Genomic DNA, 26540 nt, shown 5'->3' with positions numbered 1-26540 from the left:
CCGATGCGATTGCTGCTGGTGGAAGACCACGTGCCGCTGGCCGACGAATTGATGGCCGGCCTCAACCGGCAGGGTTACGCCGTGGATTGGCTGGCCGACGGTCGCGACGCGGCGTATCAGGGCAGCAGCGAACCGTATGACCTGATCATCCTCGACCTCGGCTTGCCCGGTTTGCCGGGGCTTGAAGTACTGGCGCAATGGCGCGCGGGTGGCCTGATGACGCCCGTGCTGATCCTCACCGCGCGGGGTTCCTGGGCCGAACGCATCGAAGGCCTCAAGGCCGGCGCCGACGATTACCTGACCAAGCCTTTCCATCCGGAAGAATTGCACCTGCGGGTTCAGGCGCTGCTGCGTCGCTCCCACGGCCAGGCGAATCAACCGACGCTCAAGGCTGCCGGGCTGCACCTGGACGAAGGTCGCCAATGCGTGACCCGCGACGGCGCCGACATCCAGCTCACCGCCGCCGAATTTCGCCTGCTGCGCTATTTCATGCTGCACCCCGAACAGATCCTCTCCAAAAGCCACCTCGCCGAACACCTCTATGACGGCGAAACCGAGCGCGATTCCAACGTGCTGGAAGTTCACGTCAACCACCTGCGACGAAAACTGGGGCGCAGCGTGATCGAAACCCGTCGCGGTCAGGGTTACCTGTTCGGCGGGGCCGCTCAGTGAGATCAATCCAGCGCCGTTTGAGCCTGGGGCTGATCAGCGTCATGGTCGTCGTCGGCCTGGTGCTGGCGCAAACCAGTTTGTGGTTGTTCGAAATGGGTTTGCAGCGCTACCTCGAAGCGGGTTTGCGCAACGATAGCGAGAACCTGCTGATGGCACTGGTGCGCGGGCCGCAAGGGTTGCAACTGGAGGAGCGGCACTTGTCGCCGGCTTACCAGCGCCCGTTTTCCGGGCACTACTTTCGCATCGATTTCGACGATCACCATTGGCGCTCCCGTTCGCTGTGGGATCAGGAACTGCCACGGCTGGAGCAGCCCGGCTTGCACAGCAACCTGCAACTGGGGCCGGAAGGGCAGCAATTACTGGTGTTGCGTTCAGACTATCGACGCCTCGGCCAGTCGATTTCCATCAGCGTTGCGCAGGACTACACGCCGGTGCGCGAGAGCTTCAAGCGCATGCAGCAAGTGGGGCTGGGACTGGGATTGGCTGGGCTGCTGCTGATTTTGCTGCTGCAACGCATCACCGTGCGCCGCGCCTTGCGTCCGCTGGAAAAGGCTCGCGAGCAGATCGCCCAGTTGCAGCAAGGCCAGCGCTCGCAACTGGATGATCAGGTGCCGATCGAGCTTGAGCCGCTGGTGGCGCAGATCAACCATTTGCTCGCTCACACCGAAGATAGCCTCAAGCGTTCGCGCAATGCGTTGGGCAACCTCGGCCACGCATTGAAAACCCCGCTGGCAGTGTTGTTGAGCCTGGCTTCCGGCGAAAAACTCGACGCCCACCCGCAGCTGCGCAAGGTGATTCAGGCGCAACTGGAGCAGGTCCAGCAACGCCTCAATCGCGAACTCAACCGCGCCCGATTGTCCGGTGACGCGCTGCCCGGGGCGTTGTTTGATTGCGATGAAGAACTGCCAGGGTTATTGGCGACGTTGAACATGATTCATGGCGAGCACCTGGCGCTCAGCTACCGTGCATCGCCCGGTTTGCAGTTACCGTGGGACCGTGAGGACTTGCTTGAACTGCTTGGTAACTTACTGGACAACGCCTGTAAATGGGCAGATGCCGAGGTTCGCTTGAGCGTGGTCGAGGCGGTGGACGGGTTTGAGTTGAGCGTTGAAGACGATGGACCGGGAATTCCCGAAGACCAGCGGGCGCAAGTGTTCAGTCGCGGTACGCGGCTGGATGAACAGACGGATGGGCACGGGTTGGGGCTGGGGATTGTGCGCGACATCGTCGACAGCTGGGGCGGGGTACTGCGGTTGGAAGAGAGCGAGTGGGGCGGGTTGAAGGTCCTGATCGAACTTCCCAAACGCTGACCCCAATCTACAGCCAGTCACCAAACCTGTGGGAGTGAGCCTGCTCGCGATAGCTATTTCTCAGTCACATGGATGTCGTGTGTGCCGACGCTATCGCGAGCAGGCTCGCTCCCACAGGGGATCTTCGGTGGATGGGGGATCCAGGTCAGACCCGGAACTGATCCATCAGACTCTGCTGCTGGTTCGCCAGGCTGTTCAGCGACTGACTCACCCGCGCCGATTCATTCGCCTGCCCCGACAACGACTCGGTCACGTCGCGAATCGTCGCCACGTTGTTGTTGATCTCTTCAGCCACCGCGCTCTGTTCTTCCGCCGCTGAAGCAATCTGCAAGTTCATGTCGCTGATCACCGTCACCGCATCGCCGATCTGGCGCAGCGCGGTCACGGCCTGGCTGACCTGTTCGACACTGCCCTGAGCCTGCCGATGGCTGTTGTTCATCGAACCGACCACGTCCTGGGTGCCGCTCTGCAGTTGCTCGATCACCAAGCGGGTTTCTTCGACCGACTCCTGCGTGCGTCGCGCCAGGTTGCGTACTTCATCGGCAACTACGGCGAAACCGCGTCCGGCTTCACCGGCACGGGCCGCTTCGATGGCGGCATTGAGTGCCAGCAGGTTGGTCTGTTCGGCAATCGCGCGGATCACTTCCAGTACCGAACCGATTTTCTCGCTGTTCGCCGCCAGCCCTTCGACCTGCACCATGGCCGCGCTCATATCGGCGGCGAGGTTGTCGATGCTGGTGGTGGTCTGGTCGATCACGGTCAACCCACGACGCGTCGCCTGATCGGCATCCTTGGCCGCGTGAGCCGCTTGTGCGGCGCTGCGGGCGACGTCCTGGGCGGTGGCGCTCATTTCGTGGGACGCGGTGGCAACCTGATCGACCTGACGGTATTGCTGCTCCATGCCGGCGCTGGTCTGGGTCGCGATGGCCGACGACTGATCCGCGGTGTTGCGCGCGTCCTGCACCGAGCGTTTGACCTCTGCGATGATCGGTTGCAGCTTGTCGAGGAAGCGGTTGAACCAACCGGCCAACTGGCCCAGTTCGTCCTTTTTGTCATAGGCCAGGCGCCGGGTCAGGTCGCCTTCGCCGCTGGCAATGTCTTCGAGCATGTGGGCCACGCCGAGGATCGGTTTGGTCACGCTGCGGGCCATCAGCCACACCAGCATCAGGCCGATCAACGCGGCCAGCACGCCGAGGCCGAGTTCGACCAGCGTGCCGCTCCGGTTGCTGTCATCGAGTTGTTTTTTCAGCGTCTCAGCCCGGCTGACCAGGACTTTCTGCGGCACGTCGAGCAGCACACCCCAGGATTTACCCCCGGGAATCGGCTGGAACGGCGACAGCACTTTCAATTGGTGATCGTTGTGCAGGCTTTCGGTTTTGCTGCTGCTGGCGAGCATACGGATCAATTCGGCACCGTTGGCTTTGTCCACGGCGTCCAGGCGCTGGCTGAGTTTGCTGGCGTCGGCGCTGTAGCCGGCAAGCAGACCGACCGGGCTGAGGATGCTGACATTGGTCTGGCCGTCATAGAGCTTTTTGCTCGCGCCCTGACTCATCGCTTGCAGGCTGTTGAGGTTGAGGTCCACCGACAGCGAGGCGATGACTTTGCCGTTGACCATCAGCGGAAACACGATGCTGGTCATCAGTACGTTCTGGCCGTCGATCATGTAGAAGTACGGTTCGATCACGCACGGCTTGAGCGAGGTGCGCGGGCAGGTGAACCAGGCGTTGGCCGGTTCGCCGCTCGGGCCGGTGCTGGTGTCGGCCATGTCACTTTCCGGCAGCGCCATGGACGTGATCTTGCCCGGCGTCGGCTGCGACCAGTACAGAGCGAAACGCCCCTTTTCGTTGCTGCCCAATTCCACCTGGCCGGTGAACAGGTCGTCCTTGCCGTCCAGCGCATTGGCTTCGAACACCAGCGACAGGCCGAGCAGCTCCGGGTTGGCTTGCAGCGCGGACTTGACCTGGCGGGTCAGGTCTTCACGCAGGTCGAACGCATCCAGAAAGCGTTTTTCCGCCTGATCGCGCAAGAACAATACCTGACGCGAAAAGCCATGGCCGTATTGATAGGCGTCCATGAACTGCTGACGAATCAGCAGCGCCTGGTTTTCACCCTGGGATTCGATCCGCGCCTGGGCGGCTTCGGTGAGCATCTCCATGCTTGAGGCTTTCACCATCTCGGAGCTGTGCTCCATGCGGTACAGCGAAAGACCGACCAGCAGGGTCACGATACCGGCCAGGCAAAGCCCGGCCAGCAGGGTGATTTTCCATTGAATGGAAAGTTGTCTTAGTGACATGGAGACGTCCTTTATTCGATAAATATCTGAGACTTCGCACTGTAACGGCCGTGAATCCGGTTTCTTTATCCATGCGCTCAAATAAGAATCGAAACAAAACTTGCAGCAGCTGGCGAAGCCCCTGTGGGAGCGAGCCTGCTCGCGATGGCGTCGTGTCAGTCGATATTTGTGTTGCCTGATACGCCGCCATCGCGAGCAGGCTCGCTCCCACAGGGGCATCGCCAGCTTTGACAAGGCCATGACGCTGCGGCACAGTGCGCGCCCTCTAATAAAACCAATTCTCTACTCCGCTGGCGGCGCTTCGCAGACTGCCGGCTGAGCTCATTTCGCGTGCCTGAGGTAACGATGATTAATGCTGTAATTGCTGCGGTCGGCATCATGCTGATTCTCAGCCTGTCCCGCGTGCATGTAGTGATCGCGCTGATTGTCGGTGCGCTAGTGGGTGGCCTGACCGGCGGCCTGGGCATTGACGCCACGCTTAAAGCTTTCAACAGTGGGCTAGGCGGTGGGGCAACGGTAGCATTGTCCTATGCCTTGCTCGGGGCGTTCGCGGTGGCAATTGCCAAATCCGGCATGGCCCATGCCCTGGCGGACAAGGCCCTGGCGATGGTTGATCGCCAACACGCCAGCGGTGGCAGTCAGGTCAAGTGGCTGTTGATTGGCTTGCTCTGGGTGGTGGCCATCGCTTCGCAGAACATTCTGCCGATACATATCGCGTTCATCCCGTTGCTGGTGCCGCCGCTTTTATACGTGCTGACCAAGCTGCAACTGGATCGCCGGTTGATTGCCTGCGTCATGACCTTCGGTCTGATCACCCCGTACATGTTCCTGCCGGTGGGGTTTGGCAACATCTTCCTCAACGAAATTCTGCTGGCCAACGTTGCCCGCAGCGGTGTGGACATCAGCGGCATCAACGTCACCCACGCCATGGGCATCCCGGCGCTGGGCATGGTGTTCGGCTTGGCGGTGGCGTTTTTCAGCTACCGCAAGAAACGCGTCTACGACCTGGAAAAAATCGAACAAGTCGAACAGGTCGCGGTGCAGTACAACCCGCTGAGCCTGATAGTTGCTGGTGTGGCCATCGTGGCGGCCTTCATTATTCAGTTGCTGCTGGACTCGATGATCATCGGTGCCTTGGTCGGGTTCCTGATCTTCTCGGTGTCGGGCATTGTGAAATGGCGTGAAACCGACGACCTGTTCACCGAAGGCATGAAGATGATGGCGATGATCGGCTTCATCATGATCGCCGCATCCGGGTTCGCCGAAGTGATGAAAGCCACCGGTCAGGTACAGACGCTGGTGGAGTCCTCGGCCTCGTGGATCAACCACAGCAAAGGCATCGGCGCACTGTTGATGTTGCTGGTGGGCTTGCTGGTGACCATGGGCATTGGTTCGTCGTTCTCCACCGTGCCGATCCTGGCGGCGATTTTCGTGCCGCTGTGCGTGCAGTTGGGGTTCAGCCCGCTCGCTATCGTCTGCATCGTCGGCACGGCCGGCGCCTTGGGTGACGCCGGTTCGCCAGCCTCCGACTCCACCCTGGGCCCGACCTCGGGTTTGAACATCGACGGCCAACACCACCACATCTGGGACACCGTGGTCCCGACCTTCCTGCACTACAACCTGCCGCTGCTGGCGTTTGGTTGGGTGGCGGCGATGATTCTCTAATGTGGGAGCGAGCCTGCTCGCGATAGCGGAGTTACAGCCAACCTCACTGTTGAATGTGCCACCCTCATCGCGAGCAAGCTCGCTCCCACAGGGTAATCTCACACAGGGATAACCTGCCGCTACGGCTGTCCCGGTACGGCACCGCGCCAAAGCGACAATTTCGGCTGGCTGGGCAATCCGGCCATCGACTTGTCGAACAACCGGATCGTGGCGATGGTGTGCCTGGGGTTGGCGTTGGTGTTTATGTATCGCAACAGCACCCGGCAGGCTTGAAACAAACTCCTACACTGGTAAGACGGGCCGCGTTAGCGGCACCCCGACGACCACACCAATGGAGTCTGACCCATGATCAGCAGTGACAGTATCTGCGATTGCCCCAAATGCTCATGCAAGCTGGGCGAGCATCCCATCGCGCGCCACGGCAAACACTATTGCTGCGAAGCCTGCGCCAAGCACCATGAACATGGCGAAGAATGCTCCAGCAAGGGCTGCAAGTGTGCTGATACCAAGTAGTGCATCGCGACCAAGTGGAGCCTGATCGGGCACGCACTTTGTAGCAGCTGGCGCAGGCTGCGCCAGCTGCTACGGATCGTGTTGTTTCTTAAATGATCGGACTCGACTTTTTTAACTCGCCGGTCGCCACGTCACATTTTCGACGCCGAACTTTTCCGCCATCGGTTTGCTGGTCTTTTGCACCTTCTCCCGGCCAAATCGCGGGATCCTGCCCACTCCGGCGTCGCAACTCGCCCAATGCCAAGCCTGCGCGTTGTCCATCTTGTCCAGGCGGATGATGAATGACTTGGGAACGCCACGAAGGGTGTATTCAATGACGAAAAGTTTTGCGTTGTTCATAAAACCCGTATTCCTCCCTGTGGTAATAGAGGGATCGTTGGGGGCGCGGAAAATTCACTCTGATTTTCAGGCGGTGGCGGCCAGTGGCGACAAGGCGTTCGGCTGGTTACCATGCAAGGCCTGTCAACCTCAATGATTGCTGCCCCATGGCCCTTGCCGCGCCTCCCGACCTGAGTGACACCGATGTGCCCGTGCAACCGCTGGCGCGCACCTATCCGCGCGGTCTGTTTATTGAACCGCACGAGCATGTCTGGGGCCAGTTGCTGTATGCGATGAGCGGGGTGATGTGGGTCGAAACGCCCCATGAGGCACTGGTGGTGCCGCCGCAACGGGCGGTGTGGCTGCCACCGGGCGTACCGCATGGGATTCGCGTGGTCTCGGACTTGCAGATGCGCAACATCTACCTGCGGCCGTCCCTTGCCGCGACGTTGGACGACACGGTCCAAGTCATCGAAGTCGGCGGCTTGCTGCGTGAATTGATCGTCGGCTTGGTCGAACAGGGCAACGACGGCGCGCCCGAGTATTACGAAGCGCTGGTCGGCCTGGCACTGCTGGAGCTGCGGCGTGCCAAGCGATCCGAGCTGAAAATCCCCCTGCCGGATGATTCCGACCGACGCCTGATGAACCTGTGTCAGGCGGTCATGGCCGCGCCATCACTGGACATTCCCTTCGAACAACACGCGCAAAACGCCGGTGCCAGCGTGCGTACCCTGGCGCGGTTGTTCAAGGACGGTCTGGGCATGGGCTTCGCCGAGTGGCGGCGACAGGTGCAACTGGCGACGGCGGTGGCTGAGTTGATTCAGGGCGTGCCGGTCAGCGCGATCGCCCGCGAGCTGGGCTATTCGCCGAGCAGCTTCAGTGACATGTTTCGCCGTGAGCTGGGCGTCGCGCCTTCGCAGTTTCCCAGCCATAACGAAACCCTGTAGGAGCGAGCTTGCTCCGGGCGGCGTTCCGACGAAGGCGGTCTTTCATTCAACATTGATGCTGAACATGACGGCCTCTTCGCGAGCAAGCTTGCTCCTACAGGGCTTCGTCAGCGGCACAGGATGCCTTGCGTCCGGCATTGGCGGTTTGGCCGATATTCAGAAGCACTTGGCCGATGCCCGGCGCGACCTCCCACTAGACTCTGGGCCTACCCTAAATCCCCACGGAGTCCGCCATGAGCTACTTCATCTCGCTGGTTATCGGTCTGGGCGTCGGTTTGCTCTACGGCGCGCTGGATTTTCGTTCCCCCGCACCACCGGCCATTGCGCTGGTCGGGCTGCTCGGCATGCTGTCCGGCGAACAGTTGTGGCCCATGGGCCGGCAACTGGTGGCTGGCTGGATCTCCTGAACCGTTTATTTATTCATTGGAAACGCTCATGAAAGCATTGCAGTTCGACCAAACCGGCGACCTCTCGGCCTTGCGCTACGTTGACGTGCCCACCCCCGTTCCCGGCGCTGATGAAGTGTTGGTGCAGATCAAGGCCGCCGGCCTCAACCCCAGCGATGTGAAGAACGTGCTGGGACGTTTTCCCTACACCACGTTGCCACGGATCCCCGGTCGGGATTTTGCCGGTATCGTGGTTGAAGGCCCGCAGGCATTGATCGGCCAGGAAGTCTGGGGCACCGGGCGTGAACTGGGGTTCTTTGCCGACGGCTCCCATGCGCAATTCGTCAAACTGCCGGCCAACGGCGTGGCGCTCAAACCGACCCATCTGAGTTTCGCCCAGGCCGCCAGCCTCGGCGTGCCCTACACCACGGCGTGGGATGCGTTGGAGCGCAGCCTGGTGACCGCGCAAACGCGACTGTTGGTGATCGGCGGCGGGGCGGTGGGCAGTGCGGCGTTGGCGCTGGCCAAGGTTCGCGGTGCTCAGGTGCTGGCGGCGGCGCGGCGACCGGAGCAGGTCAAGGCGTTGCAGGCTCAGGGCTATCAGACATTGCAGCTGGATAAGCCTGAGGATTTGGGCGTCCAGGTGAACGCTGTTTATGCCGGCGGCGCTGACGTGATCTTCGACACCACCGGGTTCTGGCTGCCGGCCTCGGTCCCGGCACTGGCAACCTTCGGCCGCATCGCCATCATCGCCGCGCCGGTGGACGGCATGGTGCAACTGCCGGCACTGGCGCTGTATCGCAAGGGTGGCTCGGTGGTGGGGATCAACTCGTTGCTGTACGGGGTTCAAGCGTGCGCGGCGATGCTTGATCAGTTTGGCCAGTTCTTCGATCAGGGCTTGTTGCCGTTGCCCGAGGGGTTGTTTGAATCGCCGTTGGCGGAAGGCCTGGAGCGTTATGCCGAAGTGAATCAGGGGGCCGGTGACAAGGTGATTCTATTGCCATAGCTGACACTGATGTTGGTTGTGCCGGCCCCATCGCGAGCAGGCTCACTCCCACATTGGATCTTCAGTGAACACAGATTTTGTGTATGACCGAAATCCAATGTGGGAGTGAGCCTGCTCGCGATGGCGGACTGTCAGCAACCCGCAAAGCCCGCGCCTTGCACCGGCCATGCTCTGCTAGAATCGGCCGCATTGATCCCATAAGGTGCACCCCATGAGCGAGCCGATTCGTCTGACCCAATACAGCCACGGCGCAGGTTGTGGCTGCAAGATTTCCCCCCAGGTGCTGGAGGTGATTCTGGCCGGTAGCGGGGCGCAGAACCTGGACCCGAAACTCTGGGTGGGCAATGCCTCGCGCGATGACGCGGCGGTGTACGCCATTGATGGAGAGCGCGGCGTGGTCTCGACCACGGACTTCTTTATGCCCATCGTCGACGACCCGTTCGATTTCGGCCGCATCGCCGCCACCAATGCCATCAGCGATATCTACGCCATGGGCGGCGATCCGCTGATGGCGATTGCGATCCTCGGCTGGCCGGTCAATGTGCTGGCGCCGGAAGTTGCCCGGGAAGTGATTCGCGGCGGACGTTCGGTCTGCGATGAGGCCGGGATTCCACTGGCGGGTGGGCACTCCATCGATGCGCCGGAGCCGATCTTCGGCCTGGCGGTGACCGGGCTGGTGGAAAAGCGCCACATGAAGCGCAATGACACAGCCACGGCCGGTTGCCTGCTCTATCTGACCAAGCCGCTGGGCATCGGCATCCTCACCACCGCCGAGAAGAAAGGCAAGTTGCGCACTGCCGACATCGGCCTGGCCCGCGACTGGATGTGTACCCTGAACAAACCCGGCAGCAGTTTCGGCAAGCTCGACGGCGTGACTGCGATGACTGATGTCACCGGGTTTGGTCTGCTGGGGCATCTGGTGGAAATGGCCGACGGCAGCAAACTGACCGCCCGCATCGAATACAACCGCGTACCGCGTCTGCCGGGTGTCGAGTACTACCTTGACCAAGGCTGCGTGCCGGGCGGGACGCTGCGCAACTTCGACAGCTACGCCAGCAAACTGGGGCGGCTTCAGGAACTGCACAAGCGCGTGCTGTGCGATCCGCAGACCAGTGGTGGTCTGCTGATTGCGGTCACGCCCGAGGGCAATGAACAGTTCCTCGCCGTGGCGGCCGAACTGGGTCTGACACTTGAACCGATCGGTGAACTGGTTGAGCGACAGACACACGCGGTTGAGGTGCTTTGATGTCGATCGACTTCACCGATTACCGCGACATCTTTCTCAACGACCGGCCGATGTTGGACGCCCGCGCCCCGGTGGAATTCAGCAAGGGTTCATTCCCCGGCGTGGTCAACTTGCCGCTGATGAATGACAGCGAGCGCCAGCGCATCGGCACCTGCTACAAGCAACAAGGTCAGCAGGCGGCCATCACGCTGGGGCATCAACTGGTGTCCGGCGAGATCAAGGCTGAGCGCATCCAGGCCTGGGCCGATTTTGCCCGGGCGCACCCCGAGGGTTATTTGTATTGTTTTCGCGGCGGTTTGCGTTCGCAGATCGTCCAGCAATGGCTCAAGGACGAGGCCGGCATTGACTATCCCCGGGTCGGTGGCGGCTACAAGGCCATGCGCACGTTCTTGCTCGACACGCTCGATCAAGCGGTCACCCAGTGCGATTTTGTCTTGCTGGGCGGCATGACCGGCACCGGCAAGACCGAAGTGCTCACGCAGTTGAACAACGGAATCGACCTTGAAGGCCACGCCAATCATCGCGGCTCCAGCTTTGGCAAACGCGCGACGGGGCAACCGACCAACATCGATTTTGAAAACCGTTTGGCAGTGGATGTACTGAAGAAACGCGCCCACGGCATCGAGCAGTTTGTGCTGGAAGACGAGAGCCGGGCAGTCGGCAGTTGCGCCTTGCCGTTGCCGCTGTATCAGGGCATGCAGCAGTTTCCGATGGTTTGGCTGGAAGACAGCCTTGAAGGACGCGTCGAGAGGATTCTGCGCGACTACGTGGTGGACCTGTGTGCCGAATTCATTGGTGTGCATGGCGAGGAAGGATTTGCGCGGTTTTCCGAGCGCTTGCTGGAAAGCCTGAACAACGTTCAGAAGCGTCTGGGCGGTGAACGCCATCGGCGGATGCTGATCTTGATGGAAGAGGCCTTGGCAGAGCAGGGCCGAAGCGGTGCGGTGGACTTGCACCGTGGCTGGATCGAAGGGCTGCTTCGCGAGTATTACGACCCGATGTATGCGTTTCAGCGGGAGAAGAAAGGTACGCGGATTGAGTTTGCCGGGGAGAAGGCGGCTGTCCTTGAATACCTGCGGGCGCGGGTCAACCAGCGGGAATGAGGTTGTCTTTGCCGGCCCCTTCGCGAGGAGGCTCGCTCCCACACTGGATCTTGGTAGTACACAAAAACTGTGTTCACTGAAGATCAACTGTGGGAGCGAGCCTGCTCGCGAAGGGGCCCTTACAGGCGCTACAAATCCTAGAGCAAAGCAGCCCCGACCAACCCACTAACCACACCAACCCCCATGGTCATCAGCGCCACGCTCACCAGCACCCGAGCATCGAAATCCTTGCGCAGCATCAGCAGCGACGGCAGGCTGATACTCGGCAGGGTCATCAGCAACGCCACGGCCGGGGCGGTACCCATGCCCAGGGTCATCATGGTTTGCACGATCGGGATTTCAGCGGCGGTAGGAATCACAAATAGCGTACCGATGATCGCCAGCGGCACCAGCCACAACAAGCCGTTGGCCATGGCCCCGTCAATATGCGGGAACACCCAGACCCGCACTGCGCCCAGCACCAATACCGCCAGGATGTAGATCGGGATGGTGCTCCAGAACAATTGCCACAGGGTTTTGGCCCAGCGAGTCAGGAACGGCTGCGTATCCTTTTCACTGACTTCGGCCACCGCCTCGACGGCGGCTTCAGGCAATATTTCCGGACCGGATATACGCTGGGCGACCATCGACACGCCGAACACCAGCACTATCCCGGCGACCAGGCGCAACGCGGTGAACCCCCAGCCCAGCACGAACCCCATGAACACCAGGGTCGCCGGGTTGAGCACAGGGTTGCCGATCCAGAAGGCCAGCGCCGCGCCGACCGAGACATTCGAGCGACGCATGCTGGCAGCCACCGGGGCGGCGCAGCATGAGCACATCATCCCCGGCAGGGCGAACAGGCCGCCGCGCAAAGTCGAAGCGAAGCTGGCGCGACCGAACAGACGCAACAGCCAGTCTCGAGGAATCAGTACTTGCAGGAGGGAGCCGAGAATCACCGCCAGTACGGCCGCTTTCCAGATCGCCAGGAAATACACCTTGGCGTACGTCAGGGCGGCGGCCAGCGGGGCGGTTTGTTCGTCGTTGAGGATGGAGGCGCCGATGCTGTGGTTGTCAGCGGCGATGAAGGCTTTCAGGTAGTAGGGCGACCACTTGACGTAATAGAGGCCGATACAGGCGACCAGGACGAACAGGGCGGGTTTCCACCAGAACGACCAACCCCGGGCGGGGACAGCTGCGGAAGAGAGTGACATGGAAAGTGTCCAGACAAGGGAAAGATGGATACATGATAGCCCGCCCCTCGACTGCCGTGGTCCTCACCGCTTGTGGGATGTTGCCGACCGCTTAGGTCGGACACGTCTGCGATCCGTTATCCAGCCCTTGCTTGTAACTATGACTGACGAGGCTGGCCTTGCCGTTGCGCCAGGTCAGGGTCAGCACGTACACCGAATCGTAGTCGCTGGACTCCCAGTCCTCGGTGATGCTCTGTTTCTTGCCGACGGCTTCTCCAGCGACCTCGTTGATCAACTCTGGCAGGTAGCCATGGGACCAGGCGGTGTAGATAACGGAGTTGTGGTACTTGTCCTGCAGCAATTCGTCCGCCAGGTCGCTGGTGTCGTTGACCGAGAAGTTGATGTTCACCGGCAAACCGAGCTTGATCGCGCTGGGGCTGATGGTCATCAAGGGGCGGATGTAGCTGTACGAATTGTCCAGTTCGCCTTCCTCGACATTGCGCGTCGGGTTGGCGGCAAACACGTAGTTGGCCTTGCCGAATTTTTCCGGCAACAAGGTGGCCAGGTCGATGGCGCGGTTGAGGCCCTGGCAATTGAGCTGGCCCAGACCGCCGGCGGGTTTTTCCGCGTGACGCAGGAACACCAGTGTCTGAGTGCCGTTTACCTGTTGGGCGCGGCTTTCGCGGGACTGCAGCGTCACAAACAATGCGCTCGCCACCAGCACCGCGGGCAGAAGTACAAACGCATGGTGCTTGAAGCGTTTAGCGAATCTCAAAAGGTTGGTCATTGGTGATCTTCAGCGCATTAGTTAAGGCTGACAAACCTTTACACCACAAGCTCTCTGCTTCGGGTGTTTTCCATGTCGTTGAGCCGGTCCGTGTCCGAAAGGGCATTGCTCAGAGTCCTCTGAAGCCCATTTGGTTCGCGTCCGACGAGTGAGCAGCACTGTATCGACAACCTTGAACGGGTTGCAGCCCAGGTTATCGACAAAATGTTGCGACTTTGTGGACACATTACACTTTAAGGCACTGGAAAAGGCTGAGATCTATTGATCGTGTTCATCAGCGGTTTCGATAGCCCCCAAAGATAGCAACCTGAAACCGGCGATCCTGGATTATGCTCAACCCTTTCTTTTGGCGATGGATGTTCCCGATGACCGATCTGTCTGCGTTCCCGATTACCCAAAAATGGCCGGCTCAATACCCTGACTGGATCCAGCTTTACTCCTTGCCGACCCCCAATGGCGTCAAGGTGTCGATCATGCTTGAAGAGATCGGACTGCCCTACGAATCGCATCGGGTAGGCTTCGATACCAATGACCAGATGTCGCCCGAATTTCTGTCACTGAACCCCAACAACAAAATCCCGGCGATCCTCGACCCCCACGGTCCTGACGACAAACCCCTGCCATTGTTCGAGTCCGGGGCGATTCTGATTTACCTCGCCGACAAGAGCGGGCAACTGCTGGCTCAGGAGTCGGCAGCGCGTTACGAGACGATTCAATGGCTGATGTTTCAAATGGGCGGCATCGGGCCGATGTTCGGTCAGCTCGGTTTTTTCAACAAATTTGCCGGCAAGGACTACGAGGACAAACGGCCCCGCGACCGTTACGTCGATGAAAGTAAACGTTTGTTAAAGGTTTTGGATGGACGCCTTGAAGGGCGCGACTGGATCATGGGCGAGCGCTACACCATCGCCGACATCGCGACGTTCCCGTGGGTGCGTAACCTGATCGGCTTCTATGAGGCCGGCGATCTGGTGGGCATCAAGGACTTCAAGAACGTCACGCGCGTGCTGGAGCGCTTCCTGGCGCGAGCGGCGGTGATGCGCGGTCTGGAAATTCCTAAATAGATTGCTTCACGAACAAGGAAGATCATGCGTTCATTTGATTTCAAACAAGTAGATGTCTTCAGTCGCGTCGCCCTCAAGGGCAATCCATTGGCGGTGGTGTTCGGCGCGGACGAGCTCAGTGACGAACGCATGGCCGCGTTCGCCACCTGGACCAACCTCAGTGAAACCACGTTTGTGCTGGAGCCGCGCGATCCGCGCGCCGATTACCGCGTGCGGATCTTCACCACCCTGAACGAGTTGCCGTTCGCCGGTCATCCGACGCTGGGCACCTGCCATGCATGGCTTGAGGCGGGTGGTGTGCCCAAGGGCGAAGAGATCATTCAGGAGTGCGGCGTCGGGCTGGTACGGGTCCGCCGACAAGGCGCGGAACTGGCGTTTCTCGCGCCACCCCTGATCAACAACGGGCCGGTGGACGTCGAATTGGTGGAACGCGTGCGACGCGGGCTTGGTCTGCAGGTCGGCGCGATTGTCCGGGCGCAGTGGGTTGATAACGGTGCTGGCTGGTTGGCGGTCATGGTCGAGGACCGCCAGCAGGTGTTGGACTTGCAACCGGATCATTCGCAGATGCTTGGCCTGGCGGTCGGCGTGATCGCGCCGTGGAATCCCGAGCGTGATGGCGATGACGCACAGTTCGAAGTACGGGCCTTCATCTCCGGGGACGGCATGCCGGAAGACCCGGCCACCGGCAGTTTGAACGCCGGGATTGCGCAATGGTTGCTCGCTGAGGGGCTGGCGCCAGCGTCCTATGTGGTCAGCCAGGGCCTGACGATGGGCCGGGCGGGGCGCATTCAGGTGGATCAAGTGGGCGATGAAATCTGGATTGGCGGCTCAGTGGTGACCTGCATCAGCGGCACCCTGACGCTTTAAGCCTGTGTGAGATCTAAACCTGTGGGAGCGAGCCTGCTCGCGATGGCGGTAGCACATCCACCATCAACGTGACAGACACACCGCTATCGCGAGCAGGCTCGCTCCCACAGGATTCTGTGTTGGGGCTGGGGATTATTGCCGAGCCGGTAAGGGTTTTTTCCGCGCTTGAGGTTTGTGCCTTACGCCTTGCAGGGCATAAGCTTCGCCTCCTACAACGTTCGTCTTGTCCTCCGTTTTTCAGGAATGCCCATGTCCAGTCAGTTCCCCGAAGCACGTCCACGCCGTCTGCGCCGCAATGCGAGCCTGCGCAGCCTGTTCCAGGAAACCGAGTTCAGCCTGAACGATCTGGTGCTGCCGATTTTTGTCGAGGAAGAGATCGACGATTTCGTGCCGATCAACAGCATGCCCGGCGTGATGCGCATTCCAGAGTCGAAACTGGCCGGCGAGATCGAGCGCTACGCCCGCGCCGGGATCAAGTCGGTGATGACTTTCGGCGTGTCGCATCATCTGGACAGCAGCGGTAGCGACACCTGGAGCGACAACGGGCTGGTGTCGCGCATGTCGCGAATCGCCAAGGATGCCGTGCCGGAGATGATAGTGATGTCCGATACCTGCTTCTGCGAATACACCGACCACGGTCATTGCGGCGTAATGCACAACCACGAAGTCGATAACGACCAGACCCTGATCAACCTCGGCAAACAAGCCGTGGCGGCGGCGCGGGCGGGCGCCGATGTGATTGCCCCGTCGGCGGCCATGGACGGGCAGGTCCAGGCGATTCGTCGGGCGCTGGATGACGCAGGTTTCAGTCAGACGGCGATCATGGCCTATTCGACCAAGTTCGCTTCGGCGCTCTACGGCCCGTTCCGTGAAGCCGGCGGCAGCGCGCTCAAGGGCGATCGCAAAAGCTATCAAATGAACCCGATGAATCGCCGCGAAGCGGTCCGCGAATCGCTGATGGACGAACAGGAAGGCGCTGACGCGCTGATGGTCAAGCCGGCCGGCGCGTACCTGGACATCATCCGCGACATCCGCGAGGTTTCGCGTTTGCCGCTGTCGGCGTATCAGGTCAGCGGCGAGTACGCGATGATCAAATTCGCAGCGCAAGCGGGGGCGATTGATGAGGATCGAGTGGTGCGTGAAAGCCTCGGGGCGATCAAGCGGGCGGGGGCGGATTTGATCTTCACCTACTTCGCGATGGACCTGGCCCTGGCCGGGATCTAACCCCCAACACATAATCCCTGTAGGAGCGGGCTTGCCCGCGAAGACGGTGGGTCAGCCACAAAAATGTTGACTGTGCCGCCGTCTTCGCTGGCAAGCCAGCTCCTACACTTCACCGTGTTGAGTCAGGGAGCGCCGAAGTAGGGCCGAATCCCGTGATCCCTGAAATACCGCTCAATCACTTTCGGATCGGAACACGTCTCGGCAATCGCCACATATGTATCCGGTCGCAACAGGTAAAACCCGTTACGACCCAACCCCGCCGCTTCAAACGCCGGCCGCCATTCGAACACCTGCAACGGCAGGTGATGCTCGGCGCACCAGGCGATCATTTCGTCGCTTGTGTCGCCATAGACGTGCACCTGCCAGTTCGGATTCCTCAGCGATTCAAAGTTGTCGCCTTCGCCGTCATGCGCCCAGGGCAGGCGATCGCCGCCGTGAACGTGCCCGGCGACGCCCGTGCTCAATGGCATGCCACGGTAGTTCAGGGTGATCTGCGAGACAGTGCGAAACAGGAACTCGCGGGACGTCTCGAACGAAGCCATTTTTGGGATCAAAAACGGTGCCAGCCGTGTACGCAACACATCGGCCATGCGCCCTTCGGCGGTGACGAAGGTGAACACCCGGTCGGTGGTGGCGACCAGTTTGCGGGCAAAGGCGATGCGTTCGGTTTCGTAGGTGTCGAGCAGTCTCTCTTCGGCGCCACCACTCAACACCGCCGCGAATTTCCACGCAAGGTTAATGGCGTCACCAATCCCGGTGTTCATGCCCTGACCACCGGCCGGGCTGTGAACGTGCGCCGCGTCGCCCAATAAAAATGCTCGCCCGGTGCGAAAGTGATCGGCGACCCGGTGATGCACGCGATAGGTCGAGAACCAGTTCACCTGTTCGATCTGCACGTTCAAGTGTTCAATGGCCCGGCTGCTGACATCTTCAAAGCGCAGGGTTTCAGCCTGGTCTGCGCGCTCGTCGCGCACCGTGCCGATCAACCGGGCGCGGCCCGTATCGCCGAGTGGAAACACGGCGAGGAAGTCTGCTTCATCAAGGTCCACGTGCAATTCGCCATTGAAGGTCGGCCCGCTGGCTTGTACGTCGGCAACATAGAAAATCTGCTGATAGGTCCCACCAGGGAACCCGGTGTCCAGTGTCTTGCGCACGACTGACCGGGCGCCGTCGCAACCCGCCAGGTAGCAGGTCTGGCAGATTTCCTGTTGACCGTCGGGCAAGCGCAGTTGGACGGTGATGCCAGCGCCGGTGTCTTCGAAATACTCCAGCTCAGTGTTGCGCTCCACATGGATGCCGAACGCTTCAAGGCGTGTTATCAGCAGCCGTTCGTGCTCGTCCTGTGGGTAGATTTCGAGGAAGGCGTAAGGCGTCAGACCCTCGCCAATGCGGCTCAGGGGCAAACGCGCCACTGGTTCGCCTTTGACCCAGAAATTTGCCGCCGCCACGCGATGACCGTTTTGCACCACGGCCTCGCTGAGGTCGAGCTGGCGATACAGCTCCAGCGTCCGCGCCTGGACCGCGAGTGCCCGCGAGGTGGTGCCGGGGGCTGAGGTCTTGTCGAGAATCCGCACGCGGATCCCCAGTTTGCTCAACCACAGCGCCAGTACCAGCCCGGTCGGGCCGGCGCCGACGATCAGTACGTCGCTTCGATTCATCAGCCTGTCCTCCTCGGTGCCTGGCTCAAGTATGGTCCAGTCGCAAAGCACAGGCAGGCTGACTGCCCAACGGAAAATGCACCCGGCAGGCGGGATGATGGAACAGGGCGCGGCGACCGGAGTCATAGCCTGCGCCATGCCATTGGTCGTATGGTTAACCCGGCTCAACGGATTTGATGGAGCACCATGCAAGCCAATCAATTGATCACCGGCGTCGCGGCGCTGTTGCTGCTGGCCGGTTGCGGCACTCAGCGCACGCAGGAACCGCCCGAGCGCAAGCCCGCCGAGGTCAAGGCCGAGATCGTGCGCCTGCTGCCGGCCAACACCACGGATCGCCAAGGCTGGGCCACGGACATCTACGCCGCATTCGCCGCGCAGAACATTTACCCATCCACGCAAAACCTGTGCTCGGTACTCGCCGTTACCGAGCAGGAATCCACGTTCCAGGTCGACCCACCTGTGGCGGGCCTGGGCAAGATCGCTCGGGAGGAAATCGACCGCCGTGCCGCGAAAGTCCACATCCCCAGCCTGTTGATCAGTGGTGCGCTCCAGGTGAAATCACCCAATGGCAAAAGTTACAGCGACCGTCTCAATGCGGCGCGCAGCGAAAAGGAACTCAGCGCGATTTTCGATGACTTCATTGGCATGGTGCCGATGGGCAAGACCCTGTTCGGTGGCTTCAACCCGGTGCACACCGGTGGGCCTATGCAGGTCAGCATCGATTTTGCCGAACTGCAAACGCGCAGTTACCCGTATCCGGTGAACGGTTCAATCCGTCATGAAGTGTTCACTCGACGCGGCGGCATGTACTTCGGCATTGCCCACTTGCTCGGTTACCCGGTGAGCTACACAGAACCGCTGTATCGCTTCGCTGATTTCAATGCCGGTTGGTATGCCAGCCGCAATGCGGCGTTTCAGAATGCGCTGAGTCGGGTATCAGGCATTCCGTTGGCGCTGGATGGCGATCTGGTGCGCTATGACTCGATTATGCCCGGCACCACCGAACTGGCAGTGCGAAGCCTTGGCAAGCAGCTGGGCCTGCGCAATATCACCATTCGCAATCAATTGGAGGAGGGCAAAAGTCTCAAGTTCGAGGAGACCGAGCTCTACCAGCGAGTGTTCACGTTGGCCGATCAAGCCGAGGGCCGGCCATTGCCTCGTGCAGTGTTGCCGGGAATCGAACTGCAAAGCCCGAAAATCACCCGCAAACTCACCACCGCGTGGTTCGCCAAACGGGTCGATGAGCGTTATCAGCGTTGCATGGTGCGGGCTGGCAAGTGACCCGATTCAAAAAACAGGCATAAAAAAACCCGGCGGGTCAGGCCGGGTTTTTCATTGAGTACTGCAGTAGAACCCTTCATTTATACCGCGCGGCTTTCGATCAGACGGTCGGAGCCACCTTCGGCAACGCGGTTCTGCATCAGTCGGTCAGAGCCATCAGCGGCTACACGGTTTTCGATCAGTCGGTCGGAACCATCAGCGGCGACACGGTTTTCGATCAGTCGGTCGGAACCATCAGCGGCTACGCGATTCTCGATCAGACGATCCGAACCCCCTTCAGCCACACGGCTTTCAATCAGACGATCCGAGCCGCCTTCAGCGACCACAGGCTGAGCAGAGGTAGCGGCAAAAGCGTTAACTGCGAAAACCGAGAAAGCAATGCTGAGAAGGGTTTGGCGTTTCATGATGGTGTGCTCCGGGGTGTTATGGGTTGGTATGGAGCGGATGTTACGCCGAGGATTTTTTATGAGAACTTCATTGATGTGATGGTGAACATCGACGGTATTGATAGACGATGTGAGTTGCCCCACGCGGGCGTGATGGTTCAGTCGTCGGATGGCACGGATGGGGTCAGCCGGCGCTTCTACACTGGGAGCGTAACCAGCAGATGACGCCGCTAATGACCCCATTCTTGTCTCGCCAGGAGGCCGCACCATGTATCAGCTTTATGGACACCAGAACTCTGGCGCGGCGGCGATAGAAGCGGCGCTGGAGCTGTGTGACATCCCTTACCGCTTTATCGACGTCGAGTTGTCCTCGGAGGCAGCCCAGACACTGGAGAAACTCAACCGGCTCAAGCAGATTCCGACGCTGCAACTGCCCGATGGCAGCGTCCTCACGGAAAGCGCGGCGATTCTGATTCATCTCGGGTTGACCTTTCCCAAGTCGAATCTGTTACCGAAACTGCCCGCTGACCGCGATCAGGCGATCCGGGGCCTGGCGTACATCGTCAGCAATTGCTACGTGGCCATCGGCATTATCGATTACCCCGAACGCTGGCTGGCCGAGACAGATGAGGTTTCCAGGCAAAATCTCATGGCCGGCGCCCGCGCGCGATTGCACTGGAGCTGGGAGGTGTTTGCCGATCAGTTTTCCGGTGAGCTGTATCTGGGCGATGAGGCGCCGGGCGCACTGGATGTGCTGGCGGCGGTGGTGTCCAGATGGGCCGGTAGTCGGGAGCATTTACGCAGCGCCCGACCCGGTTTTTTCGCGTGGCTGGAACGCATCGACCGGCACCCGACATTGGCACCGGTCTTCGCCCGGCATTGGCCCGCCTGAACAACGAATATCACAAGCTTTTGTAGGAGCCGGGCTTGCCCGCGATGCAGGCGACTCGGTTAAACGTCGAACCGAGTTGAATCCATCGCGGGCAAGCCCGGCTCCTACAGGGGGGACGGGTTATTCGCCGCGGATGTACTGCTCCAGTTGTCGAATCAATTCCGCCTGTTCGGCAATGGCTTCCTTGACCAGGTCGCCGATGGACAGTAAGCCAATCAACTTGCCGTTTTCCACCACCGGCAGGTGGCGCAGGCGGCGATCGGACATGATGCCCAGGCACGTATCGACGGTTTGATGGGTGTCCACGGTGATGACCGGGGACACCATGATGTCGCGAACGGGCGTGCCCACCGAAGAACGGCCATGCAGCACCAGTTTGCGTGCGTAGTCGCGTTCACTGATGATGCCCAGCACTTCATCATTTTCCACCACCAGCAAGGCGCCGACGTTTTTCTCGGCCATCTTCATCAGCGCTTCCAGCACCATGTGATCAGGCTTGATCTGGTGCACTTCCTGATTCTTCTGATCTTTGAGCTTGAGCAGTTGGGCGACGGTTTTCATGGTGGCTTCTCGGGTGTTGTCGTTGTTCTTGAAGAATCGTAGACCCAAGCGCTGAGGGCAAGGGAGAAAGCGGCAGATAACACTCAAAAAACGCCATTCAGCGGTTTTTCTTTAGTAAACCGCGTGGAAACCGCACAGAGAAGTCGAAAGTGGCGTGCATGACCCGCTGACCCTTGATGACGCGTAGAATTGCGGCCTGAATCAATACGTGAGGTTGCAGTGGTGGATTTACAGCAGGGCTTCGTCCTGACCCGGCATTGGCGCGACACCCCGGCCGGTACGGAAGTCGAGTTCTGGCTGGCGACTGACACCGGTCCCCGGCGTATCCGCCTGCCTCATCAACCGTCGGTGGCGTTCATTCCGGCGGTCCAGCGCGAGCAAGCGCAACAGGTGTTGCACGGCGAGAAAAACGTCGAGCTCAAGCCCTTGGCCCTTGTGGATTTCGAGCACCGCCCGGTGCTCGGCCTGTATTGCCAGCAGCACGGTCAGTTGATGCGCCTGGAAACCGCGCTGCGCAAGGCCGGGGTCGAGATGTTCGAGGGCGACGTTCGCCCACCGGAGCGCTACATGATGGAGCGGTTCATCACGGCGCCGGTGATCTTTGGCGGTACGCCCAATGGCGAGGGGCTGCTGCTAGACGCGCAGATGAAACCCGATCCAGCCTATCGGCCCAACCTGCGGCTGGTCTCGCTGGACATCGAAACCACCGCTCAGGGCGAGTTGTACTCCATCGCCCTGGAAGGCTGCGGCGAGCGCCAGGTGTACATGCTCGGGCCACCCAATGGCGACGCCAGCGAGGTGGATTTCCAGCTCGAATACTGCGACTCGCGAACCGTGCTGCTGAAAAAACTCAACGAATGGTTTGCCCGCCACGACCCCGACGCGATCATCGGCTGGAACGTCGTGCAGTTCGACCTGCGCGTACTGCATGAACACGCCCGGCGCCTGGCGGTACCGCTCAAGCTTGGGCGCGGTGGTGAAGAGATGCAGTGGCGCGAACACGGTAGCCGCACTCATTACTTCGCTGCCGCAGCGGGGCGATTGATCATCGACGGCATTGAATCCTTGCGTTCGGCGACCTGGAACTTTCCCTCGTTCAGTCTGGAAAACGTCGCGCAAACCTTGTTGGGCGAGGGCAAGGCCATCAGCACGCCGTACCAGCGCATGGACGAAATCAACCGCATGTTCGCCGAAGACAAACCGGCACTCGCCACGTACAACCTCAAAGATTGCGAGCTGGTGACACGGATTTTCGCCAAGACCGAACTGCTGAAATTTTTGCTGGAACGCGCCAGCGTCACTGGTTTACCGGCGGATCGCAGCGGTGGGTCGGTGGCGGCGTTCACCCACCTTTACATGCCGCTGATGCACCGCCAGGGCTTTGTGGCGCCGAACCTGGGCGGCAAGTCACCGCAGGCCAGCCCCGGCGGGTTTGTCATGGACTCGCAACCGGGCCTGTACGAGTCGGTGCTGGTACTCGACTACAAAAGCCTTTATCCCTCGATCATCCGCACCTTTCTGATCGACCCGGTGGGATTGATCGAAGGCTTGCAGCATCCCGACGACAGCGACTCTGTTCCGGGTTTTCGCGGGGCACGCTTTTCCAGAACCCGGCATTGCCTGCCGGCCATTGTCGCCCGGGTCGCCGAAGGCCGCGAAACCGCCAAGCGCGAACACAACGCGCCGCTGTCACAGGCGCTGAAGATCATCATGAATGCCTTCTACGGCGTACTTGGCTCCAGCGGCTGTCGTTTCTTCGACACACGTTTGGCATCGTCCATCACCTTGCGCGGCCACGAAATCATGCTGCGCACCCGACAGCTGATCGAAGCCCAGGGCCACACGGTGATTTACGGCGATACCGACTCCACGTTCGTCTGGCTGCGCCGTGCCCACGGTCAAGAGGAGGCCGCGCGGATCGGTCATGCATTGGTGGACCACGTCAACCAATGGTGGCGCGAACACGTGCGAGAGGAATACGGGCTGGAAAGCGCCTTGGAGTTGCAGTTCGAAACCCACTACAAACGCTTCCTGATGCCGACCATCCGTGGCGCGGAGGAGGGCAGCAAGAAGCGTTACGCCGGCCTGGTCACCCGCGCCGATGGCACTGATGAAATGGTCTACAAAGGCCTGGAAACCGTGCGCACCGATTGGTCACCGCTGGCCCGGCAATTTCAGCAAGAGCTGTACTCGCGGATCTTCCACCGCAAGCCTTATCTGGATTACGTACGCGATTACGTGCAAAAGACCCTGGCCGGCGAGTTCGACGACCGTCTGATCTACCGCAAGCGTCTGCGCCGCACCCTCGACGACTACGAGCGCAACGTACCGCCCCACGTGCGTGCCGCGCGCATCGCCGATGAGTTCAACGACCGGCAGGGCCGTCCGCGTCAGTACCAGAACGGCGGCTGGATCAGCTACGTGATCACCGTCGCCGGCCCCGAGCCGCTGGAGATTCGCAGCGCCCCCATCGACTACGACCACTATGTCACCCGGCAACTGCAACCGGTGGCGGACGCGATCTTGCCGTTTGTGGACGACGATTTCTCAACCCTGATTGGTGGGCAATTGGGCCTGTTTTAAGTCCAGCAACGACAGCGTCCAGTCATCCCGTATGCCGTGGAAATACTGCTCAAGGGCTCGATGGAAAAGGCTGTTTTCGGGGGAGACCTGGGCAAACAGCGTCATTGACGAGTGAAACTTGAGGTCATCGGGATGACCGAAAATCTCGGCGATCGAGCGCTGTTTGACGTTCAGGACCAATTGCGTGCACGTGTGCAGCCGTGGACCCAGCAGCGGATGCTCCAGATACGCCGCGGCTTCCTCTTTGGAGCGTATGGCAAAGTATCGGGACATCTCGCTCCCGCCCAAGCCGGCGAGTTGCGGAAAGATGAACCACATCCAGTGGCGGCGTTTTTTACCGGCAATCAGTTCTTCCTGGACCCACTCAAAGACCGGTTCTTGAGCCTGAACGAAACGTGGCAAGTTAAAAGCATCGAGCTGATCGGTGCTTCTCATGCAGAAACCCTCTGCCAATACGGCGATGGCTCAGACCATGGCCAATCGCTGTTTGCGTTGTGGCGCGTGAAACGCGTGGTCCAGCGCCTCCAGATCCCCGGGATCGAGCTGCAGCTGCGGGGATTGTGCATTCAATTGTAGATGTTCAGGTTTGACCGCTTTGGGGATGGCAATCACACCTGCCTGCCGCAGAATCCATGCCAGCGCGACCTGAGCCGGTGTCACCCCGTGACGGGCGGCAATCTTTTCAAGCGCTGGATGGGCGAGCATTTCTCCGCCCTGACCGATTGGACAATACGCCATTAATGGCTGCCGATGCTGTTGACTCCAGGGCAGCAAATCAAATTCGATGCCGCGCTCTTCCAGGTTATACATCACCTGATTGGTGGCGCAGGCCGGTGAGTTCAGTTCGTGCAGGTCGTCCATATCAAAATTGGACACGCCCCAACGGCCAATCTTGCCATCTTCACGCAGGCGCTCGAAGGCTTCAATGGTTTCCTCCAGGGGATACTGGCCGCGCCAGTGCAGCAGGTACAAATCGATGTAATCGGTCTTCAAACGCCGAAGGCTGCGCTCGCAGGCCTGGGGAATACCTTGGCAGCTGGCGTTGTGAGGGTAGACCTTGCTGACCAGAAAGACCTTGTCGCGCAGACCGGTAATGGCTTCAGCGACGACTTCCTCGGCGCCGCCTTCTGCGTACATTTCAGCCGTATCGATCAGCGTCATGCCCAACTCGATGCCAAGGCGCAGGGCCGAGACTTCACGCGCGTACGCCGAGGGATCCTCACCCATACGCCAAGTGCCCTGGCCGATGACCGGTACGGTGACGCCAGCCAATTCGAGCGTGCGCATGCAAACCTCCTCCCTGTGACTCGGTGAATACTGGATTGGCAGCAAAATTACGTCGTTGTTCCTCGGAGCGGCAGATACCTGATGATAGCAAACAAGACAAAATATCAGCTTTCAGGGCTTGGTCTGCGTGTTCACGGACCACCGGCACCGCACTTTTTTGGCTTTGGTGGCTCTATGCTTGGGCAGCCGGCGGCGATCCCCACCGTTGGCCCATGCCCAAGTTCAAGAACCCATGGCTCGAGTTTTACCCCGAATCCCCCCACCGATTCTCCGCCGTTGCTTGCTCCTGGCTTGTCTGGCGATGCTCTTTGTCACCGGTTGCAGTCAGCAGCAGGGCAGCGACATCGTCAGCCAGTTCCGCGAAGGCCGCCCCCAGGAATTTCTCCAGACCAGCGTTGATCGCATGGCCACGCTGGCGATGCGTGACAACCTCGACAGCCTCTACTTGCTGATGAGCAAGCTCTACCTGCGCAACCCCGATGAGCTGAAAAAATCCGGCTTCCTCGACGCCCGAACGGCCGGAAAGCAAGTGCGTATGGCCATCGAAGAGCAACAGCCACTGCCCACCCTCGGCGGCAAAAAAGACCTGGCGGCGCTCAGGTATGCCATGAGCCCGGAGTTTCTCGGTGACCGGGTCGGTGCCTTCATTTATGCCATCGGTAGCATGTTGGTGACCGCTCACGGCAATCGTCTGGAGTTCTACATGACGGATGCGCTCAACCCGACGTTCGTCAGCAATGCCGCGCGTAACATCGAGATAGCCACGTGGATTCTCAGTCAACGGCAAAACAAACAAGGCGAACCGTTGCTGTTCTCCAATGAGATCTCGGAGGAGGGCAGCAACCTGAGTTTTGCCGTGGAATTCGGCAAAATCGTTGCCCGGCTGGACTTGCTGACGCAGATGCTGGACGAGCGCTACCGACGCATCGGCTTGAACTACGCGCAGAGCCTGCTGTTCCTGAACTTCCTGCCGGTGCAATAAGCCCCAATGCAGACCTTGTAGGAGCCGAGCTTGCTCGCGATAGCGGTATAGCATTCAACCTATGTGTTGGCTCACAGTCCGCCATCGCGAGCAAGCTTGATCTGGCCTAATGAAATTGGACACATCAATAGGGCGCTATGATGGCGCCCAAATCTAAGGTGTGCATGATGATGCGAAAGTCCTATTCCAGCGAGTTCAAGCTCAATGCTGCAAGCATGGTGCTTGATGAAGACCAGCCCATTCTTGAGGTCTGCGCCAACTTCGATATCGGCCCTACTGCGTTGCGCCGCTGGGTCGAGCAGGTCAGGAAAGAACGTGCAGGCTCGACGCTAGCGGG

Annotated in this window: 26 protein-coding genes and 2 pseudogenes; 18 read left to right on the top strand and 10 right to left on the bottom strand. The window is 60.2% G+C overall.

The window, feature by feature from the left end:
• Positions 1 to 3 precede the first annotated feature (3 nt).
• Together KGB06_RS19115 and KGB06_RS19110 are read left to right on the top strand one after the other, a co-directional pair.
• The gene (locus tag KGB06_RS19115) at positions 4 to 672 is read left to right on the top strand and encodes a response regulator transcription factor (protein WP_223518535.1); all 669 of its coding nucleotides are present in this window, start codon (positions 4 to 6) and stop codon (positions 670 to 672) included.
• On the top strand, positions 669 to 1982 hold the full coding sequence (locus KGB06_RS19110; RefSeq protein WP_223518533.1) for a sensor histidine kinase: 1314 nt from the start codon (positions 669 to 671) through the stop codon (positions 1980 to 1982). Before KGB06_RS19115 ends, KGB06_RS19110 begins: the two co-directional genes overlap by 4 nt.
• 145 nt (positions 1983 to 2127) lie before the next feature.
• Here KGB06_RS19110 and KGB06_RS30155 read toward each other — a convergent pair whose 3' ends face one another.
• Positions 2128 to 2883, bottom strand: coding sequence for a methyl-accepting chemotaxis protein (locus tag KGB06_RS30155; RefSeq protein WP_411741858.1), 756 nt, complete (start codon positions 2881 to 2883; stop codon positions 2128 to 2130).
• A 102-nt stretch (positions 2884 to 2985) separates the two neighbouring features.
• Positions 2986 to 3132, bottom strand: a pseudogene (locus KGB06_RS30150) (HAMP domain-containing protein); the annotation flags it as partial.
• Between the two features lie 1491 nt (positions 3133 to 4623).
• Between KGB06_RS30150 and KGB06_RS19100 the strand changes: the two are divergent.
• From KGB06_RS19100 to KGB06_RS19090, 3 genes and pseudogenes are all read left to right on the top strand, one after another.
• Positions 4624 to 5940, top strand: coding sequence for a Na+/H+ antiporter family protein (locus KGB06_RS19100; protein ID WP_223518554.1), 1317 nt, complete (start codon positions 4624 to 4626; stop codon positions 5938 to 5940).
• Between the two features lie 153 nt (positions 5941 to 6093).
• Positions 6094 to 6213: pseudogene (locus tag KGB06_RS19095) on the top strand (EamA-like transporter family protein); the annotation flags it as partial.
• A gap of 72 nt (positions 6214 to 6285) precedes the next feature.
• Complete coding sequence (locus KGB06_RS19090; protein WP_223518529.1) at positions 6286 to 6453, top strand: metallothionein; 168 nt, start codon at positions 6286 to 6288, stop codon at positions 6451 to 6453.
• A gap of 111 nt (positions 6454 to 6564) precedes the next feature.
• Here the strand turns inward: KGB06_RS19090 and KGB06_RS19085 are convergent, their stop codons facing one another.
• Positions 6565 to 6792, bottom strand: a complete 228-nt coding sequence (locus KGB06_RS19085; RefSeq protein ID WP_223518526.1) for a DUF6555 family protein — start codon at positions 6790 to 6792, stop codon at positions 6565 to 6567.
• A 146-nt stretch (positions 6793 to 6938) separates the two neighbouring features.
• Here KGB06_RS19085 and KGB06_RS19080 point away from each other — a divergent pair, with 146 nt between their 5' ends.
• From KGB06_RS19080 to mnmH, 5 genes are all read left to right on the top strand, one after another.
• Positions 6939 to 7718: an AraC family transcriptional regulator gene (locus KGB06_RS19080; RefSeq protein ID WP_223518525.1), complete on the top strand. Its 780-nt coding sequence runs from the start codon at positions 6939 to 6941 to the stop codon at positions 7716 to 7718.
• Positions 7719 to 7951: 233 nt separating this feature from the next.
• On the top strand, positions 7952 to 8125 hold the full coding sequence (locus KGB06_RS19075) for a DUF1427 family protein (RefSeq protein ID WP_223518524.1): 174 nt from the start codon (positions 7952 to 7954) through the stop codon (positions 8123 to 8125).
• Positions 8126 to 8153: 28 nt separating this feature from the next.
• Positions 8154 to 9110 (top strand): zinc-binding alcohol dehydrogenase family protein, encoded by a 957-nt coding sequence (locus KGB06_RS19070; RefSeq protein ID WP_223518522.1) that lies wholly within the window; start codon positions 8154 to 8156, stop codon positions 9108 to 9110.
• 211 nt (positions 9111 to 9321) lie between these two features.
• Complete coding sequence (gene selD / locus KGB06_RS19065; protein WP_223518521.1) at positions 9322 to 10356, top strand: selenide, water dikinase SelD; 1035 nt, start codon at positions 9322 to 9324, stop codon at positions 10354 to 10356.
• Positions 10356 to 11459 carry a tRNA 2-selenouridine(34) synthase MnmH gene (gene mnmH, locus KGB06_RS19060; RefSeq protein ID WP_223518520.1) on the top strand — a complete coding sequence of 368 codons (1104 nt, stop codon included), beginning with the start codon at positions 10356 to 10358 and terminating at the stop codon, positions 11457 to 11459. Before selD ends, mnmH begins: the two co-directional genes overlap by 1 nt.
• Before the next feature lie 137 nt (positions 11460 to 11596).
• Here the strand turns inward: mnmH and KGB06_RS19055 are convergent, their stop codons facing one another.
• Both KGB06_RS19055 and KGB06_RS19050 read right to left on the bottom strand, forming a co-directional pair.
• On the bottom strand, positions 11597 to 12652 hold the full coding sequence (locus KGB06_RS19055; protein WP_223518519.1) for a permease: 1056 nt from the start codon (positions 12650 to 12652) through the stop codon (positions 11597 to 11599).
• Positions 12653 to 12743: 91 nt separating this feature from the next.
• Positions 12744 to 13418, bottom strand: coding sequence for a histidine phosphatase family protein (locus KGB06_RS19050; protein WP_223518518.1), 675 nt, complete (start codon positions 13416 to 13418; stop codon positions 12744 to 12746).
• A 365-nt stretch (positions 13419 to 13783) separates the two neighbouring features.
• Between KGB06_RS19050 and KGB06_RS19045 the strand changes: the two genes are divergently transcribed.
• From KGB06_RS19045 to hemB, 3 genes are all read left to right on the top strand, one after another.
• Positions 13784 to 14482 carry a glutathione binding-like protein gene (locus tag KGB06_RS19045; protein ID WP_223518516.1) on the top strand — a complete coding sequence of 233 codons (699 nt, stop codon included), beginning with the start codon at positions 13784 to 13786 and terminating at the stop codon, positions 14480 to 14482.
• 24 nt (positions 14483 to 14506) lie between these two features.
• Positions 14507 to 15349, top strand: coding sequence for a PhzF family phenazine biosynthesis protein (locus KGB06_RS19040; protein WP_223518515.1), 843 nt, complete (start codon positions 14507 to 14509; stop codon positions 15347 to 15349).
• 249 nt (positions 15350 to 15598) lie between these two features.
• Positions 15599 to 16573 (top strand): porphobilinogen synthase, encoded by a 975-nt coding sequence (gene hemB / locus KGB06_RS19035; protein WP_223518514.1) that lies wholly within the window; start codon positions 15599 to 15601, stop codon positions 16571 to 16573.
• A 122-nt stretch (positions 16574 to 16695) separates the two neighbouring features.
• Here hemB and KGB06_RS19030 read toward each other — a convergent pair whose 3' ends face one another.
• The gene (locus KGB06_RS19030) at positions 16696 to 18231 is read right to left on the bottom strand and encodes an FAD-dependent oxidoreductase (RefSeq protein WP_223518512.1); all 1536 of its coding nucleotides are present in this window, start codon (positions 18229 to 18231) and stop codon (positions 16696 to 16698) included.
• Between the two features lie 186 nt (positions 18232 to 18417).
• Here KGB06_RS19030 and KGB06_RS19025 point away from each other — a divergent pair, with 186 nt between their 5' ends.
• Positions 18418 to 19512, top strand: coding sequence for a DUF1615 domain-containing protein (locus KGB06_RS19025; RefSeq protein WP_223518511.1), 1095 nt, complete (start codon positions 18418 to 18420; stop codon positions 19510 to 19512).
• Between the two features lie 80 nt (positions 19513 to 19592).
• Here the strand turns inward: KGB06_RS19025 and KGB06_RS19020 are convergent, their stop codons facing one another.
• A complete protein-coding gene (locus KGB06_RS19020) occupies positions 19593 to 19916 on the bottom strand; it encodes a hypothetical protein (protein ID WP_223518510.1) in 324 nt (107 codons plus the stop codon).
• A gap of 250 nt (positions 19917 to 20166) precedes the next feature.
• Here KGB06_RS19020 and KGB06_RS19015 point away from each other — a divergent pair, with 250 nt between their 5' ends.
• Positions 20167 to 20790 (top strand): glutathione S-transferase, encoded by a 624-nt coding sequence (locus tag KGB06_RS19015; RefSeq protein ID WP_223518508.1) that lies wholly within the window; start codon positions 20167 to 20169, stop codon positions 20788 to 20790.
• A gap of 120 nt (positions 20791 to 20910) precedes the next feature.
• On the opposite strand, the gene KGB06_RS19010 is transcribed toward KGB06_RS19015, so the two are convergent.
• A complete protein-coding gene (locus KGB06_RS19010; protein WP_007944798.1) occupies positions 20911 to 21351 on the bottom strand; it encodes a CBS domain-containing protein in 441 nt (146 codons plus the stop codon).
• A 222-nt stretch (positions 21352 to 21573) separates the two neighbouring features.
• On the opposite strand from KGB06_RS19010, the gene KGB06_RS19005 reads away from it, so the two are divergent.
• Positions 21574 to 23934 (top strand): DNA polymerase II, encoded by a 2361-nt coding sequence (locus KGB06_RS19005; RefSeq protein WP_223518506.1) that lies wholly within the window; start codon positions 21574 to 21576, stop codon positions 23932 to 23934.
• On the opposite strand, the gene KGB06_RS19000 is transcribed toward KGB06_RS19005, so the two are convergent.
• Positions 23899 to 24369: a DUF1810 domain-containing protein gene (locus tag KGB06_RS19000; protein ID WP_223518504.1), complete on the bottom strand. Its 471-nt coding sequence runs from the start codon at positions 24367 to 24369 to the stop codon at positions 23899 to 23901. The genes KGB06_RS19005 and KGB06_RS19000 overlap by 36 nt on opposite strands.
• A 30-nt stretch (positions 24370 to 24399) precedes the next feature.
• The gene (locus KGB06_RS18995) at positions 24400 to 25221 is read right to left on the bottom strand and encodes an aldo/keto reductase (RefSeq protein WP_223518503.1); all 822 of its coding nucleotides are present in this window, start codon (positions 25219 to 25221) and stop codon (positions 24400 to 24402) included.
• 232 nt (positions 25222 to 25453) lie between these two features.
• On the opposite strand from KGB06_RS18995, the gene KGB06_RS18990 reads away from it, so the two are divergent.
• Positions 25454 to 26203: a hypothetical protein gene (locus KGB06_RS18990; RefSeq protein WP_223518502.1), complete on the top strand. Its 750-nt coding sequence runs from the start codon at positions 25454 to 25456 to the stop codon at positions 26201 to 26203.
• Positions 26204 to 26340: 137 nt separating this feature from the next.
• On the top strand, positions 26341 to 26540 hold a 200-nt coding region (locus KGB06_RS18985; protein WP_317849395.1), incomplete at its 3' end, for a transposase.

It is taken from the genome of Pseudomonas sp. GL-B-19, assembly GCF_019956415.1.
Lineage (GTDB): Bacteria > Pseudomonadota > Gammaproteobacteria > Pseudomonadales > Pseudomonadaceae > Aquipseudomonas.
Note: the sequence above shows the minus strand (reverse complement) of the source record. Positions and strands in the feature narration are given on the sequence as shown.

Bases quoted from the DNA above. Each gene is read 5' to 3' on its own strand.
- selD (WP_223518521.1), top strand. From the start codon at position 9,322: ATGAGCGAGCCGATTCGTCTGACCCAATACAGCCACGGCGCAGGTTGT.
- KGB06_RS19085 (WP_223518526.1), bottom strand. From the start codon at position 6,792: ATGAACAACGCAAAACTTTTCGTCATTGAATACACCCTTCGTGGCGTT.
- KGB06_RS30155 (WP_411741858.1), bottom strand. From the start codon at position 2,883: ATGGAGCAGCAATACCGTCAGGTCGATCAGGTTGCCACCGCGTCCCAC.
- KGB06_RS19055 (WP_223518519.1), bottom strand. From the start codon at position 12,652: ATGTCACTCTCTTCCGCAGCTGTCCCCGCCCGGGGTTGGTCGTTCTGG.
- KGB06_RS19000 (WP_223518504.1), bottom strand. From the start codon at position 24,369: ATGAGAAGCACCGATCAGCTCGATGCTTTTAACTTGCCACGTTTCGTT.
- KGB06_RS19010 (WP_007944798.1), bottom strand. From the start codon at position 21,351: ATGAAAACCGTCGCCCAACTGCTCAAGCTCAAAGATCAGAAGAATCAG.
- KGB06_RS18990 (WP_223518502.1), top strand. From the start codon at position 25,454: ATGGCTCGAGTTTTACCCCGAATCCCCCCACCGATTCTCCGCCGTTGC.
- KGB06_RS19015 (WP_223518508.1), top strand. From the start codon at position 20,167: ATGTATCAGCTTTATGGACACCAGAACTCTGGCGCGGCGGCGATAGAA.
- KGB06_RS19090 (WP_223518529.1), top strand. From the start codon at position 6,286: ATGATCAGCAGTGACAGTATCTGCGATTGCCCCAAATGCTCATGCAAG.
- mnmH (WP_223518520.1), top strand. From the start codon at position 10,356: ATGTCGATCGACTTCACCGATTACCGCGACATCTTTCTCAACGACCGG.
- KGB06_RS19080 (WP_223518525.1), top strand. From the start codon at position 6,939: ATGGCCCTTGCCGCGCCTCCCGACCTGAGTGACACCGATGTGCCCGTG.
- KGB06_RS19040 (WP_223518515.1), top strand. From the start codon at position 14,507: ATGCGTTCATTTGATTTCAAACAAGTAGATGTCTTCAGTCGCGTCGCC.
- KGB06_RS19075 (WP_223518524.1), top strand. From the start codon at position 7,952: ATGAGCTACTTCATCTCGCTGGTTATCGGTCTGGGCGTCGGTTTGCTC.
- KGB06_RS19025 (WP_223518511.1), top strand. From the start codon at position 18,418: ATGCAAGCCAATCAATTGATCACCGGCGTCGCGGCGCTGTTGCTGCTG.
- KGB06_RS19030 (WP_223518512.1), bottom strand. From the start codon at position 18,231: ATGAATCGAAGCGACGTACTGATCGTCGGCGCCGGCCCGACCGGGCTG.
- KGB06_RS19020 (WP_223518510.1), bottom strand. From the start codon at position 19,916: ATGAAACGCCAAACCCTTCTCAGCATTGCTTTCTCGGTTTTCGCAGTT.
- KGB06_RS19115 (WP_223518535.1), top strand. From the start codon at position 4: ATGCGATTGCTGCTGGTGGAAGACCACGTGCCGCTGGCCGACGAATTG.
- hemB (WP_223518514.1), top strand. From the start codon at position 15,599: ATGTCCAGTCAGTTCCCCGAAGCACGTCCACGCCGTCTGCGCCGCAAT.
- KGB06_RS19045 (WP_223518516.1), top strand. From the start codon at position 13,784: ATGACCGATCTGTCTGCGTTCCCGATTACCCAAAAATGGCCGGCTCAA.
- KGB06_RS19070 (WP_223518522.1), top strand. From the start codon at position 8,154: ATGAAAGCATTGCAGTTCGACCAAACCGGCGACCTCTCGGCCTTGCGC.
- KGB06_RS18995 (WP_223518503.1), bottom strand. From the start codon at position 25,221: ATGCGCACGCTCGAATTGGCTGGCGTCACCGTACCGGTCATCGGCCAG.
- KGB06_RS19050 (WP_223518518.1), bottom strand. From the start codon at position 13,418: ATGACCAACCTTTTGAGATTCGCTAAACGCTTCAAGCACCATGCGTTT.